Raw genomic sequence first — 13271 nt, 5'->3', positions numbered from 1 at the left:
AATTCTCTTTACGCATATTAGCTTATGCAGAATTTGAATTTTGAGAATCATCTGGCGGTTGCTAGGGTTCTCGAAAACCGCAGCCTGAGCCCTGAATCATGACCGAACCGCTACGCCTGGACCGCCTTCGCCAGTTCATCGGTAACCTCGCCGAATTGCTCGACCAGGAAACCGAGGAAGCCGCCATTCTCGACCGTGGCCAGAACCTGTTGCAGCAACTGGTCGCTCACGACGACTGGCTGCCGGAGGAGCTGGCGCAACCCGATCCGACCCGTTACCAACAGTTCCTGTTGCATGCCGATTCGCGCCAGCGCTTTTCCGTGGTCAGCTTCGTCTGGGGCCCGGGCCAGAGCACGCCGATCCACGACCATCGGGTCTGGGGCCTGATCGGCATGCTGCGCGGCGCCGAATATTCGCAAGGCTTCGCCCGCACCGACAGCGGCGCCCTGATCTCGGCCGGCGACCCCGTGCGCCTGGCGCCGGGCCAGGTGGAAGCGGTATCGCCACGCATCGGCGACATCCACCAGGTCAGCAACGCCCATGACGATCAGGTCTCCATCAGCATCCACGTTTATGGCGCCAACATCGGCGCGGTAAAACGGGCCGTCTACCTCGCCGACGGTAGTGAAAAGCCCTTTATCTCCGGCTACTCAAACACCCGCTTGCCCAATATCTGGGACCTGTCCAAAGAGAACCCCGCCCCATGAGCACCGCGACTACCCGCTCCTACGCCGAGCTGCGCCAGCACTTGCTGGCCAAGCATGAACTCGCCCTGATCGATGTGCGCGAAGAAGCGCCCTTCGCCTTGGAGCACCCGCTTTTCGCGGCCAATATTCCTTTGTCGAAACTGGAAATCGAGGTCTATGCCCGGGTGCCCCGGCGCGACACGCCGGTGACCGTGTATGACGACGGCGAAGGCCTTGCCGCCCTCGCCGCCGAACGCCTGCTGGCCCTCGGTTACACCGATGTCGCCGTGCTCGAAGGCGGCCTCGCCGGCTGGCGCGACGCTGGCGGCGAACTGTTCCGTGACGTCAACGTGCCGAGCAAGGCCTTTGGCGAACTGGTCGAAAGCCAGCGCCACACGCCGTCGCTGGCGGCCGAGGAAGTCCAGCAATTGCTGGATGACAAGGCCGACGTGGTGGTGCTGGACGCCCGCCGCTTCGACGAATACCAGACCATGAGCATCCCGGGCGGCATCAGCGTGCCGGGTGCTGAGCTGGTATTGCGGGTCGCCGAACTGGCGCCGGATCCGGCCACGCGGGTCATCGTCAACTGCGCCGGGCGGACCCGCAGCATCATTGGCACCCAGTCGCTGGTGAACGCCGGCATCCCCAACCCGGTGTCAGCCCTGCGCAACGGCACCATCGGCTGGACCCTGGCCGGGCAGAAACTGGCTCACGGCCAGTCGCAGCGCTTCGCTTCCGTCAGCGCCGATACCCGCGCCAGCGCGGCCAGCCGTGCCCGCGCCGTGGCCGATAAAGCCGGCGTGGCGCGTCTGTCCAAAGGCGGCCTGCAAGCCTGGCAGGCCGAGACCAACCGCACCACCTACCTGTTCGACGTACGCACACCGGAGGAATACACCAAGGCCCACCTGCCGGGCAGCCGCTCGGTGCCGGGCGGGCAACTGGTGCAGGAAACCGACCACAGCGCCAGCGTGCGCGGCGCACGGATCGTGCTACTGGACGATGACGGCGTACGCGCCAACATGAGCGCCTCGTGGCTGGCGCAGATGGGCTGGCAGGTCGCGGTGCTGGACGGGCTGGAAGCAGCCGACTTCAGCGAAACCGGCGAATGGCAGGTACCGCTGCCAGCCCTGCCCCAGCCGCCGTCGATCCAGTCCGCGCAACTGCAGACCTGGCTGGACGAAGGCGACACCGTGCTATTGGACTTCACCACCAGCGCCAACTACGTGCAGCGGCATATTCCCGGCGCGCACTGGGCGATTCGCGCGCAACTGGCGCAGGCGCTGGAAAATCTGCCGGTGGCTGAGCGGTATGTGGTCACCTGCGGCAGCAGCCTGCTGGCGCGCTTTGCCGCCGTGGACTTGCAGGCGCTGACGCGCAAGCCGGTGTTCTTGCTGGAAGGCGGCACGGGTCGCTGGATCGCCGAAGAACGTCCGCTGGAACATGGCGAAACGAGCCTTGCGGTACCGCGCAGTGACCGTTATCGCCGGCCGTATGAAGGCACCGATAACCCGCGTGAAGCCATGCAAGGGTATCTGGATTGGGAGTTTGGTCTGGTCGAGCAGTTGGGGCGGGATGGGACTCACGGGTTTTATGTGATTTGAGTGGAGGGAAATGCGTTTCGCCAAGGCCATCAGGTGCATGACGGAAGTCTTCTGCACCAATGAAATCGAGCGCCGCACCGACGGCGCTCGATTTTTGGGAATCACGACCAGTCAAGCCTGCTGCATGAACGCCAGACGCGCCGCAAAACCAATCAGCAATCCCCCAAACAGCCAGCGCTGCATGCGCTGCGCTGTCGGGTTCCGCTCAAGCCAACCGCCGATCCAGGTTCCAGAAGCTCGTAACGGCACTAGGCTCTGTTTGAAAACAGGTGTCGCAGACACCGCATGACACAGGCCAGCGAGACCATCGCACCATAACTTTTTGCGAGCTTGTCGAAGCGAGTCACGATTCGGCGGTTCTGACAGAAAATCGCCCACGCTGCTGACCAGTTCTGTTCAATCACCCGCCCAAACCATCGTCTGCACCACGATATGCGGATGACTGTGCAAAGGCTCCCACTCATCAATAAACGAAAAACCCTGCTTCAAATACAAATTCGCAGCCCTGGCGTTTTCCGGCGAGACGTCCAGATAGACCCGCTCAAACCCACGCTCCAGAGCCCGAGACTTTACCGCCTCTACCAATAGCGCCGCCGCTCCTGAACCCCGACCCACGGGCACGACCCACATGCCAATCAGGTTAAAGCGCCCCGCGTCACTAATCGCAGCGCCAATCATGCCAATGGGTTCGTCGCCGTCAAACGCCAACCAGAATTGCGTTCCCTGCGAAGACGCACGCTCTTGCCACTGTTCATCGGTGTAGGCGGCAGCCGTCTGGTGACTCACGCCAAATGCGGTGGGTGCATCAAGAAGCGCGGCGAGACGGACGTACTTCAGAAGCCTCCAGTCTTTTGTTTCGGTGAGTCGGATGTGCACGAGCGGTCGTTCTCCATAACATTTCAATTCACTGGGTTACCCGAACCAGGGGCCTGATGCGGGCAACGATCTTAACGGCCCACTGTAGCCGAACCCGCTCTGCACCCGTTACACCCGTCGGGTAGCAGCGCCCCTCGGAAAGCCCGTCACCCGATTTCCTGTATACAAAATAAAAAAATCCTGTTTACACTAATCCACGCCTACGACATCGGTAATCGCCGATGCGTATTGCGACGGTCTTAGCCATGCAACACCGACACTTGCTCGCCCCCCTCGAGCGTCATCTCCGAATGTCGTTCATCCCTGTCCCCCTCCTCGTCCCTTTGGCTCCGGCCAATCGCGACTCGCAGGACGGCCCGGACCTGTTACCCAATACCTTTCGCCACCGCCTGAGCCCGCCAAGGACATCTCCTTGCGCCGAGCCCAAGCGTGCGTTCGCGCACTGATCGAGCCCGCCGGCAACGCCGTATTCCCATACAGCGCCGGGCGGCACGGGCTTTGCTCGGGTCGCTGACCGGGTGCCGGTACACATTCCAGCTGAAAACAAGACTCCCAACAGGAGAGGAACACCCATGCCCAAGACATTACTGGTCAAGAACGCCGAACTTCTGGTGACGATGGACGGCGAACGCCGCGAGATCAAACGCGGCGGCCTGTACATTGAGGACAACGTGATCAAGCAGGTCGGCCCCAGCGATGAGCTGCCGCAGCACGCCGATGTGATCCTGGACATGACCGGCAAGGTGGTCATCCCCGGTCTGGTCAACACCCACCACCACATGTACCAGAGCCTCACCCGCGTGGTGCCGGCGGCGCAGGACGGCGAGCTGTTCAACTGGCTGACCAACCTGTATCCGATCTGGGCACGCCTGACGCCGGAAATGATCGCGGTGTCGACTCAAACCGCGATGGCCGAACTGATCCTGTCGGGCTGCACCACCTCCAGCGACCACCTGTACATCTACCCCAACGGTTGCAAGCTGGACGACAGCATCCACGCCGCCGGGGAAATCGGCATGCGCTTCCACGCCGCGCGCGGCAGCATGAGCGTCGGCCGCAGCCAGGGCGGCCTGCCGCCTGACTCGGTGGTGGAGAAGGAAAGCGACATCCTCAAGGAGTCCCAGCGCCTGATCGAGGATTACCACGACGCCAGCCATGGCTCGATGCTGCGCGTGGTGGTTGCGCCCTGCTCGCCGTTCTCGGTCAGCCGCGACCTGATGCGCGAAGCGGCGGTGCTGGCGCGTCAGTACGGGGTGTCGCTGCACACTCACCTCGCGGAGAACGTCAACGACATCGCCTACAGCCGCGAGAAATTCGGCATGACCCCGGCCGAGTACGCCGAAGACCTCGGCTGGGTCGGCCATGACGTCTGGCACGCCCACTGCGTGCAGCTCGACCAGCATGGCATCGAGCTGTTCGCCCGCACCGGCACCGGCGTCGCCCACTGCCCGTGCTCGAACATGCGCCTGGCCTCGGGCATCGCGCCGATCCGCAAGATGCGCGACCACGGCGTGCCGGTCGGCCTGGGGGTCGACGGTTCGGCGTCCAACGACGGCGCCAGCATGATCGGCGAAGTGCGCCAGGCCCTGCTGCTGCAGCGCGTCGGTTTCGGCCCGGATGCGATGACCGCTCGCGAGGCGCTGGAAATCGCCACGCTGGGTGGCGCCAAGGTGCTCAACCGCAATGACATCGGCGCCTTGGCGCCGGGCATGATCGCCGACTTCGTGGCCTTCGACCTGGGCCATGTGTCCTACGCCGGCGCCCATCACGACCCGCTGGCGGCGCTGGTGTTCTGCACGCCGACCCAGGTTCACACCAGCGTCATCAACGGCCGCGTGGTGGTCAAGGATGGTCGCATCACCACCATCGATCTGCCGCTGGTACTCGAACGCCACAACCAACTGGCCCGCCAGTTGGTCATCGGCGAATAACCCACCCCAGTCGCTGCGCCCGCAACGGCGCAGCAGCCGGATCACTGCTGCCTTGCCTTCACCGTATTCATCCCGTGCGACTGAGACCGTGCTGTTAGACGCATCAAAAAAACAAAAGCGAGCTATTCACCATGACTTCTCCTGCTTCATCCCTCCCGGAAGACGAGAACCTCGGCGTCGGCGCCAACCTGGCCTACGGTCTTCAGCATGTGCTGACGATGTATGGCGGCATGATCGCCGTGCCGCTGATCATCGGCCAGGCGGCCGGCCTGAGCGCCACCGACGTGGGCCTGCTGATTGCCGCGTCGCTGTTCGCCGGTGGCCTGGCCACCCTGCTGCAGACCCTCGGCATCCCCTTCTTCGGCTGTCGCCTGCCGCTGGTGCAAGGGGTGTCGTTCGCCAGCGTCGCGACCATGGTCGCCATCATCGGCAATAACGGTACTGGCGGTCTGTCAGTGGTGTTCGGCGCGGTGATGGTGTCGTCGTTCGTCGGCCTGCTGATCACGCCGGTGTTCTCGCGAATCATCAAGTTCTTCCCGCCGCTGGTCACCGGGATCGTGATCACCACGATCGGCCTGACCCTGATGCCGGTCACGGCGCGCTGGGCCATGGGTGGCAACAGTCAGGCCGCCGACTTCGGCAGCACGGCCAACATCTCCCTGGCGGCGTTCACCCTGGCCACGGTGTTGCTGCTGAGCAAGCTGGGCAGCGCCAGCCTCTCGCGCCTGTCGATTCTGCTGGCGATCCTTATCGGCACCCTGGTGGCGATGGCCTTTGGCATGGCTGATTTCTCCAAGGCCTTCGACGGTCCGCTGGTGGCGTTGCCCGGCATCCTGCCGATGGGCGCTCCGGAATTTCAGCTCGCGGCCATCCTGTCGATGCTGATCGTGATCGTCGTGACCATGGTCGAAACGTCGGCGGACATTCTCGCCGTCGGCGAAATCATAGACACCAAGGTCGACGCCAGACGCCTCGGCAACGGTCTGCGTGCCGACATGATTTCCAGCGCCCTGGCGCCGCTGTTCGGCTCGTTCACCCAGAGCGCCTTTGCGCAGAACGTCGGTCTGGTGGCGGTGACTGGCGTCAAGAGTCGCTACGTGGTGGCCTATGCGGGGATGATTCTGGTGGTGCTGGGGTTGCTGCCGGTGATGGGGCGACTGGTTGCCGCCGTGCCTACCGCGGTTCTCGGTGGTGCCGGCGTGGTGCTGTTCGGCACCGTCGCGGCCAGCGGCATTCGCACCTTGGCGCAGGTCGACTATCGCAACAACATGAACCTGATCATCGTGGCCACCTCGATCGGCTTCGGCATGATCCCGATCGCCGCGCCGAGCTTCTATCACCACTTCCCGGCCTGGGTCGAAACCATCTTCCACTCCGGCATCAGCTCGTCAGCGATCATGGCGATCCTGCTCAACCTGCTGTTCAACCACCTGCGGGCTGGCAATTCGGACAATCAATCAGTGTTCGCCGCTGCCAGTGAGCGCACCTTGCGCTACACGGACATCTCCGGCCTGAACGATGGCGATTTCTTCCGCGACGGCAAGCTGTTTGACTGCGACGGCAAGGAAGTGCCGATCGTGGAAAGTGACGAGGCGCATGAGCAAGATCATGCGCCACGTAAAAGGAGTGTCGAGCAGGTGCACTGAGCCAGCCTGTTCTCTGTAGGAGCGAGCTTGCTCGCGATGCGTCAGTGAGTTGACTGAGGCATTCGCGAGCAAGCTCGCTCCTACAGGGGGGGGCCGGCATACCTACAGGAGGGGCCGGCGTATTTCTGCTACGGCGCAGGGTTCGGCTGTTCTACGTGGATCGCTTCGATCCCGCGCAGCAACTCTTCGGTCAAGTTCACCTCAACGCTGCCCAGGTTGCTGTGCAACTGCTCAAGGGTGGTTGCGCCGATGATGTTGCTGGTCACGAACGGGCGGCTGGTGACGTAGGCCAGCGCCAGTTGCGCCGGGTCAACGCCGTGCTCCTGCGCCAATGCCACATAGGCTGCGGTCGCACGTTCCACCTGCGGATTGTTGTAGCGCTGGAAACGATCGAACAGGGTCAGGCGCGATTTCGCCGGCTGCGCGCCGTTCAGGTATTTGCCCGACAACACACCAAACGCCAGCGGCGAATAAGCCAGCAGCCCCACCTGCTCACGAATGGAAATCTCCGCCAGGCCCACTTCGTAGCTGCGGTTCAGCAGGCTGTAGGGGTTCTGGATCGACACCACGCGCGGCCAGCCACGGGTCTCGGCCAGATGCAGGAAACGCTGCACGCCCCACGGCGTCTCGTTGGACAGGCCGATCTGCCGCACCTTGCCCGAGGCCACCAGGTCGGCCAGCACTTCCAGGGTGTCTTCGATGGCGACGGCTTCATTGTCGTCAGCGTCGTGCACGTAGCCAAGCTGACCGAAGAAGTTTGCCTGGCGATCCGGCCAGTGCAGTTGATAGAGGTCCAGGTAATCGGTCTTCAGGCGCTTCAGGCTTTCTTCCAGCGCCGCGGTGATGTTGGCGCGGTTGAGGCGGGTATTGCCGGCACGGATGTGGTCGATACGGTGCGGGCCGGCCACTTTGCTCGCCAGTACCCACTGGTCGCGGCCACCGAAACGCTCGAAGTAGTTACCGATGATCCGCTCGGTTTCGCCGTAGGTCCGGGCGATCGGCGGCACCGGGTACATCTCGGCGGTGTCGAGGAAGTTGACCCCGGCCTCGCGGGCCACGCGGATCTGTTCGAAGGCTTCAGCCTCGCTGTTCTGCTCGCCCCAGGTCATGGTGCCGAGGGCGATGGCGCTGACTTCGATTCCGCTGTTGCCCAGTTGACGCTTTTCCATGAATCACTCCTTGGTTGATAACGGCGAAGGCCGCTGGCACCCCGAGAGGTGCCAGCGGCCCTGGATCGGTGACGGTATCAGCGCTGCACGGCGGGCTTGAAAAGCTCCACGGCGCTGGCGTCGATCTTGCGCGGCAGCAGGCCCTGGGCAAAGAACACATCGGCGATCTGCTGCTGCTCGGCGAGGTTGTCGGCCTGCACCGGCTGCACATCATAACTGCGTCGGCCATTGGCTTGCTCGACCGTGGCCACATCCAGGTTACCCCACAGCGGCCCGAGCACCTTGGCGGCGTCGGTCGGGTGAGCCTTGATCCACTTGCCCGCCCCGCTCAGCGCCGTGAACAGGGTGTTCAGCACTTCGGGGTGGGCCTTGGCGTAGTCGCTGGACGCCAGATAATAGCGCTGATAGTTGGACAGGCCCTCGCCATTGCTCAACACCCGCGCATGTTGCTGACGCTGGGCGCTGGCGACGAACGGGTCCCAGGTGACCCAGGCATCCACCTTGCGGTTCTCGAACGCGGCACGGCCATCGGCCGGAATCAGGTAGGCCGGCTGAATGTCGCTGAAGTTCAATCCGGCCTTGGCCAGGGCCTGGATCAGCAGGTAGTGGCTGCCGGCGGCCTTGGTCACAGCGATCTTCTTGCCCTTGAGGTCGGCCAGGCTTTTCAGCGGCGAATCGGCCGGCACCAGGATGGCCTGGGCCAGCGGCGACGGGGTCTCCCGGGCGAAGTAGGTCAGCTTGGCACCCGCGGCCTGGGCGAACACCGGCACGGTGTCGGCGACGTCCGCCGAGACATCGACGTTGCCCAGGTTGAGCGCTTCGAGCAGCGGAAGACCACTGGCGAATTCATGCCAGGAGACAGTGATGCCCTGCCCGGCCAGTTGCTTTTCCAGATCGCCCTGGGCCTTGAGCAGGGTCAGCAGGGTCGAGGATTTCTGGTAGCCGATGCGCAGGGTTTCTTCGGCGCTGGCCGTGCCGACAAGACTGGCGCCAAGCACCACGGCGGCGGCCAGCCGGTACAGACGCTGGAATGGAATCATGCGGGAAGCTCCGGTTTCAGGGGGTTTGAGTCAGGGTGGCGGCGGCCGGCAGGACGAAGCCGCTGGCAAAGGTCGGTTTCACATCGAGGCGTTCGGCGATCAGGCCATGGGCCTGGTAGAAGTCAGCGGTTTCCTGCTGCTCGCCGATGGTCTTGGCGTCTACCGCCTGCCAGCGCAGTTGCCGGCGTTCGAACTGCAGGCGCGCGGCTTCCACCGGGAAGCCGATGATCTGCGCCAGGGTTTTCGAATAGCTGTCGAGGTTGTGGTTGGCCCAGTCCTGGGCCTTGGCCAGGCGTGTCAGGTAATCCTGCAGGGCGTCGCGGCGGGCCGGGTCGGCCAGTGCCTTGTCGGTGGCGGCGAGGAAACTGTTGCCACTGGACAGGCCGCGGCCATTGACCAGCACCCGGCCCTGCCCGCTCAACTCGGCCAGCGCGGTGTAGGGTTCCCAGGTGGCCCAGGCATCCACCGAGCCGTTGGCCAGGGCGACCTTGGCGTCCACCGGGCCGAGGAAACGGAACTCCACGTCTTTCTCGGTGAGACCAGCGCTGGCCAGGGCCTTGAGCGCTACATAGTGGCCGATGGAGCCGCGTCCGGTGGCGATACGCTTGCCCTTGAGGTCGGCGGCCGTTTTCAGCGCCGACTTCGGTTCCACCAGCACCGCGGTGCCGTAGGCATCGGATTTGTCCACGGCGATGGCCTTGACCTGCGCCCCGGAGGCCAGGGCGAACAGCAACGGCGCGTCGCCGATGATGCCGGCATCGATCGCCCCGGCATTCAATGCCTCGGCCAGCGGTGCGGCGGCGGGAAACTCGGCCCAGCGGATGTCATAGGGCAAATCGCGCAGGGCATCGGCGGCTTCCAGTTGGGCGCGCATGTTGCCTTTCTGGTCGCCGATGCGCAGTTCGAGGCGGTCGGCGGCCAGCACCTGGCCGGCCAGCAGCACGGCGGCGCCAAGCGCCAGAATTCGTTTGAAAGGGATCATCGCGGACACTCCTTGGAGGCTGGACTACAGCCTGTTGTCAGGTTCTGGGTTCCATCCGCCATGTGTCGCGAATGTCAGCAGACTGTACCGACACCCAGATAATCAGTGAAATGCATTTTGGTCATAACCTAATATGCGAACAATTTTTCATTCTCGCCATTAGCTTAGAACCATAAAGAATTTTACATAGCACTTTGCCAAGCATACGGTCATAAGCCCCACCGGCATGGATCCGCTGTCCCGGGTGGGTGAACGGCGCTCCTCGGGGGCGCTCCCTGCGTCTTATGCGATGAGTGCCTGATGAGCCAGTCTTCCGCCACTGCTGTCCCGCTGCACCGGCCGACCTTGTCGGACAGTGCCCCGTCCGGCCTGGACCCGGTCGTGCTTTCGACCATCACCCGCGAGCTGGCGGCCAGTGCCGCCGACTACGACCGCAGTGGTGCCTTCCCCGCCGCCAACTTCGCCCTGCTGCAACGCCATGGCCTGCTCGGCTTGACCGTGCCGAAGGCGCTGGGCGGCGGCGGTGCCGACCTGCCCAGCGCACGCAAGGTGATTGCCGCGGTGGCCAAGGGCGAGCCGTCCACCGCGCTGATTCTGGTGATGCAGTACCTGCAGCATTTCCGCTTGCAAGACGACCAGCGCTGGCCGGCCCACCTGCGCGAGCGACTGGCCCGCGAAGCCGTGGAGAACGGCGCGCTGATCAACGCCTTCCGCGTCGAACCGGAACTGGGCACCCCGGCCCGCGGCGGCCTGCCGGCGACCATCGCCCGGCGCACCGCCGACGGCTGGCGGCTGTCCGGGACCAAGCTGTATTCCACCGGCAGCCATGGCCTGGAGTGGTATCTGGTGTGGGGCCGCAGCGATGACGCCGACCCGTTGGTGGGCGGCTTCCTGGTGCACAAGGACACGCCGGGCATCCGTATCGTCGATGAATGGGACCACCTCGGCATGCGCGCCACCTGCAGCCACCGCGTCGAATTCGACAACGTGCTGCTGCCCCTCGACCACGCCGTCGCGGTCAGCCCGGCCAGCGCGCCGCGCCCGGAGCTGGACGGCGAAGGCCTGGTGTGGATGGCGGTGTTGCTGTCGAGCATCTACGACGCGGTGGCCCAGGCCGCGCGCGACTGGCTGGTGACCTTCCTGCGCGAACGGGTGCCGTCCAACCTCGGCCAGTCGCTGGCCAGCCTGCCCCGCTTCCAGGAGCGGGTCGGACGCATCGACACCCTGCTGTTCGCCAACCGCAACCTGCTGGACTCTGCCGCCGCCGGCCTGGTGGAGGCGAAGAACGCCGGGCAGCTCAAGCAACTGGTGACGCAGAATGCGATCCAGGCGGTGGAACTGGCCATCGAGGCCACCGGCAACCCCGGCCTGTCGCGCCATAACCCGCTGGAACGGCACTACCGCGACGTGCTGTGCAGCCGCATTCACACCCCGCAGGACGACGTGGTGTTCCACGGCACCGGCCGCGCGGCCCTCAGCGAGGAAGCAAGCCAATGAGCACCATCAGCGTGATCGCCAGCCAGCTCGACGCGCAGGCCAACGACTACATTCGCCAGCAACTGCCCGAGCACCGGGTGCTGGACCTCTCGCCGGATCAATTCAATGCCGAGCGCGCCGACGTACTGATCGTGCGTCCGATCAACGTGCGTGGCCGTCGCGTCGATCAGCCGCCTGCGGGCTGGCCGTGGTCGCTGCGCTGGGTGCAACTGGTGTCGTCGGGCATCGACTTCTATCCCGACTGGCTGTTCCAGGGCCCGCCGGTCACCAGTGGCAAGGGCAGCAATGCCGAACAGGTCGCCGAGTTTGCCCTGGCGGCGATTTTCTCGGCGGCCAAGCAGTTGCCGAACATCTGGGTCAAGGACGACGACTGGAGCTTCACCCCGCTGCAACCGGTGCGCGGCAAGACCCTCGGCATCCTCGGTTTGGGCAGCATCGGTCGCGCCCTCGCCGCCAAGGGCCATGCCCTGGGCCTGCGGGTGATCGCCCTGGGCCGGCCGGGCCAGCCGCTGGACGCCGGCGTGCCGGTCGAGGCGGTGGCTGACCTGCACCAGTTGTTCGCCGAGTCCGATCATCTGGTTATCGCCGCGCCCCTCACCGCGCAGACCCGTGGCCTGATCAACCGTAACGTGCTGGCCAGCGCCAAGCCCGGCCTGCATCTGATCAACATTGCTCGCGGCGGCCTGCTCGATCAGCAGGCCCTGCTCGAAGGGCTGGAAGCCGGCTGGATCGGCCGCGCCACGCTCGACGTCACCGAACCCGAGCCGCTACCCGCCGGCCATCCGCTGTACAGCGACCCGCGGGTGTTTATCTCGCCCCACACCTGCGCCATTTCCACCGAGGGCATCCGCGGCTTCGCCGAGGATTTCGTCGAGAACTTCCGCCGTTATCACCAGGGCGAAGCGCTGCGCAATCTGGTGGACCACCAGCGCGGCTACTGAACCTGAACCCTCGAACCTGAACCTATGAACTTGACGCGCCGCCTGGCGCGTGGGGAGCACTGCAATGACTGCCGTTTCCGTTCTGACCGTTACCTCCGACCTCGATAGCGTCCGCCAGCGGGTCAGCGCCGAAGAATGGGAGGTGCGGGTCAAACTCGCCGCCGCCTACCGCCTGGCTGCGCTGTTTCGCTGGACCGACCACATCTACACGCACTTCTCGGCACGGGTGCCCGGCCCGGACGAGCACTTCCTGATCAACGCCTATGGCCTGCTGTTCGATGAAATCACCGCGTCCAACCTGGTCAAGGTGGACGTCGACGGCACGATCATCGACGACCCGCTGGGGCTGGGCATCAACCAGGCCGGCTACGTGATTCACAGCGCCATCCACCGCGCCCGCCCGGACCTCAAGGCGGTGCTGCACACCCACACCCGCGATGGCGCGGCGGTGTCGGCGCAGCGCGATGGCCTGCTGCCGCTGTCGCAGCATGCACTGGCCTATTACAGCCGGGTCGTCTACCACACCTACGAAGGCGTGGCCCTGGACCTCGACGAGCAAGTGCGCCTGGTGGCTAACCTGGGCAACAGCAACATCCTGATCCTGCGCAACCACGGCCTGCTCACCGGCGGCAGCAGTGTCGAACATGCGTTCCGCGAGCTGCATGGCCTGGAGCGCGCCTGCAATATCCAGATCGCCGCGCAGGCGGGCGGCAATGCCGACCTGCTGTTTGCGCCGGAAGCGGCGATCGAGAAAGTGAAGCAGCAGACGGCGGCGTTTCTTGATGGCAACAACCCGGGGATCCAGCGGCATTGGGATGCGCTGATTCGGCAACTGGATCGGGAGGGGGATGGCTACAAGCATTGATTTTTTGTGATGTTCAAGGTCATCGCGAGCAAGCTCG

Annotated in this window: 11 protein-coding genes and 2 pseudogenes; 7 read left to right on the top strand and 6 right to left on the bottom strand. The window is 64.5% G+C overall.

The window, feature by feature from the left end; genetic code table 11:
• Window positions 1-98: 98 nt before the first annotated feature.
• A complete protein-coding gene (locus CKW37_RS29590; protein ID WP_095159651.1) occupies window positions 99-707 on the top strand; it encodes a cysteine dioxygenase in 609 nt (202 codons plus the stop codon).
• Window positions 704-2287 carry a rhodanese-related sulfurtransferase gene (locus tag CKW37_RS29585; RefSeq protein ID WP_095159650.1) on the top strand — a complete coding sequence of 528 codons (1584 nt, stop codon included), beginning with the start codon at window positions 704-706 and terminating at the stop codon, window positions 2285-2287. Before CKW37_RS29590 ends, CKW37_RS29585 begins: the two co-directional genes overlap by 4 nt.
• A gap of 111 nt (window positions 2288-2398) precedes the next feature.
• Here CKW37_RS29585 and CKW37_RS33380 read toward each other — a convergent pair.
• The 3 genes and pseudogenes from CKW37_RS33380 to CKW37_RS29570 form a co-directional block, all read right to left on the bottom strand.
• Window positions 2399-2521 (bottom strand): annotated as a pseudogene (locus tag CKW37_RS33380) (LysE family translocator); the annotation flags it as partial.
• 14 nt (window positions 2522-2535) lie between these two features.
• Window positions 2536-2649 (bottom strand): annotated as a pseudogene (locus CKW37_RS33375) (IS5/IS1182 family transposase); the annotation flags it as partial.
• 34 nt (window positions 2650-2683) lie between these two features.
• Window positions 2684-3163 carry a GNAT family N-acetyltransferase gene (locus CKW37_RS29570; RefSeq protein WP_177454495.1) on the bottom strand — a complete coding sequence of 160 codons (480 nt, stop codon included), beginning with the start codon at window positions 3161-3163 and terminating at the stop codon, window positions 2684-2686.
• 572 nt (window positions 3164-3735) lie between these two features.
• Here CKW37_RS29570 and CKW37_RS29565 point away from each other — a divergent pair.
• Together CKW37_RS29565 and CKW37_RS29560 are read left to right on the top strand one after the other, a co-directional pair.
• Window positions 3736-5094 (top strand): 8-oxoguanine deaminase, encoded by a 1359-nt coding sequence (locus tag CKW37_RS29565; protein WP_095159649.1) that lies wholly within the window; start codon window positions 3736-3738, stop codon window positions 5092-5094.
• A 131-nt stretch (window positions 5095-5225) separates the two neighbouring features.
• A complete protein-coding gene (locus tag CKW37_RS29560; RefSeq protein ID WP_095159648.1) occupies window positions 5226-6740 on the top strand; it encodes a nucleobase:cation symporter-2 family protein in 1515 nt (504 codons plus the stop codon).
• A 128-nt stretch (window positions 6741-6868) separates the two neighbouring features.
• On the opposite strand, the gene CKW37_RS29555 is transcribed toward CKW37_RS29560, so the two are convergent.
• The 3 genes from CKW37_RS29555 to CKW37_RS29545 form a co-directional block, all read right to left on the bottom strand.
• Window positions 6869-7909, bottom strand: coding sequence for an NADP(H)-dependent aldo-keto reductase (locus tag CKW37_RS29555; RefSeq protein ID WP_095159647.1), 1041 nt, complete (start codon window positions 7907-7909; stop codon window positions 6869-6871).
• A 77-nt stretch (window positions 7910-7986) separates the two neighbouring features.
• Entirely contained in the window at window positions 7987-8949 is a 963-nt protein-coding gene (locus tag CKW37_RS29550) for an aliphatic sulfonate ABC transporter substrate-binding protein (RefSeq protein ID WP_095159646.1), read from the bottom strand.
• Between the two features lie 16 nt (window positions 8950-8965).
• The gene (locus tag CKW37_RS29545) at window positions 8966-9931 is read right to left on the bottom strand and encodes an ABC transporter substrate-binding protein (RefSeq protein WP_095159645.1); all 966 of its coding nucleotides are present in this window, start codon (window positions 9929-9931) and stop codon (window positions 8966-8968) included.
• 300 nt (window positions 9932-10231) lie between these two features.
• On the opposite strand from CKW37_RS29545, the gene CKW37_RS29540 reads away from it, so the two are divergent.
• The 3 genes from CKW37_RS29540 (at window position 10232) to CKW37_RS29530 (ending at window position 13234) form a co-directional block, all read left to right on the top strand.
• Window positions 10232-11428, top strand: coding sequence for an acyl-CoA dehydrogenase family protein (locus CKW37_RS29540; RefSeq protein ID WP_256587889.1), 1197 nt, complete (start codon window positions 10232-10234; stop codon window positions 11426-11428).
• Window positions 11425-12369 (top strand): D-isomer specific 2-hydroxyacid dehydrogenase family protein, encoded by a 945-nt coding sequence (locus tag CKW37_RS29535; RefSeq protein ID WP_095159644.1) that lies wholly within the window; start codon window positions 11425-11427, stop codon window positions 12367-12369. The genes CKW37_RS29540 and CKW37_RS29535 overlap by 4 nt, the downstream gene beginning before the upstream one ends.
• A 64-nt stretch (window positions 12370-12433) precedes the next feature.
• Entirely contained in the window at window positions 12434-13234 is an 801-nt protein-coding gene (locus tag CKW37_RS29530) for a class II aldolase/adducin family protein (RefSeq protein WP_095159643.1), read from the top strand.
• Window positions 13235-13271: the final 37 nt, after the last annotated feature.

The organism is Pseudomonas sp. Irchel 3E13, assembly GCF_900187455.1.
Taxonomy (GTDB): Bacteria; Pseudomonadota; Gammaproteobacteria; order Pseudomonadales; family Pseudomonadaceae; genus Aquipseudomonas.
The sequence above is the reverse complement of the archived record's forward strand: the minus strand, read 5'-3'. Positions and strand labels throughout refer to the sequence as shown.

Excerpts from the sequence above, each read along its gene's own strand:
- CKW37_RS29590 (WP_095159651.1), top strand. The coding sequence starts at position 99 with ATGACCGAACCGCTACGCCTGGACCGCCTTCGCCAGTTCATCGGTAAC.
- CKW37_RS29585 (WP_095159650.1), top strand. The coding sequence starts at position 704 with ATGAGCACCGCGACTACCCGCTCCTACGCCGAGCTGCGCCAGCACTTG.
- CKW37_RS29565 (WP_095159649.1), top strand. The coding sequence starts at position 3,736 with ATGCCCAAGACATTACTGGTCAAGAACGCCGAACTTCTGGTGACGATG.
- CKW37_RS29560 (WP_095159648.1), top strand. The coding sequence starts at position 5,226 with ATGACTTCTCCTGCTTCATCCCTCCCGGAAGACGAGAACCTCGGCGTC.
- CKW37_RS29555 (WP_095159647.1), bottom strand. The coding sequence starts at position 7,909 with ATGGAAAAGCGTCAACTGGGCAACAGCGGAATCGAAGTCAGCGCCATC.
- CKW37_RS29550 (WP_095159646.1), bottom strand. The coding sequence starts at position 8,949 with ATGATTCCATTCCAGCGTCTGTACCGGCTGGCCGCCGCCGTGGTGCTT.
- CKW37_RS29545 (WP_095159645.1), bottom strand. The coding sequence starts at position 9,931 with ATGATCCCTTTCAAACGAATTCTGGCGCTTGGCGCCGCCGTGCTGCTG.
- CKW37_RS29540 (WP_256587889.1), top strand. The coding sequence starts at position 10,232 with ATGAGCCAGTCTTCCGCCACTGCTGTCCCGCTGCACCGGCCGACCTTG.
- CKW37_RS29535 (WP_095159644.1), top strand. The coding sequence starts at position 11,425 with ATGAGCACCATCAGCGTGATCGCCAGCCAGCTCGACGCGCAGGCCAAC.
- CKW37_RS29530 (WP_095159643.1), top strand. The coding sequence starts at position 12,434 with ATGACTGCCGTTTCCGTTCTGACCGTTACCTCCGACCTCGATAGCGTC.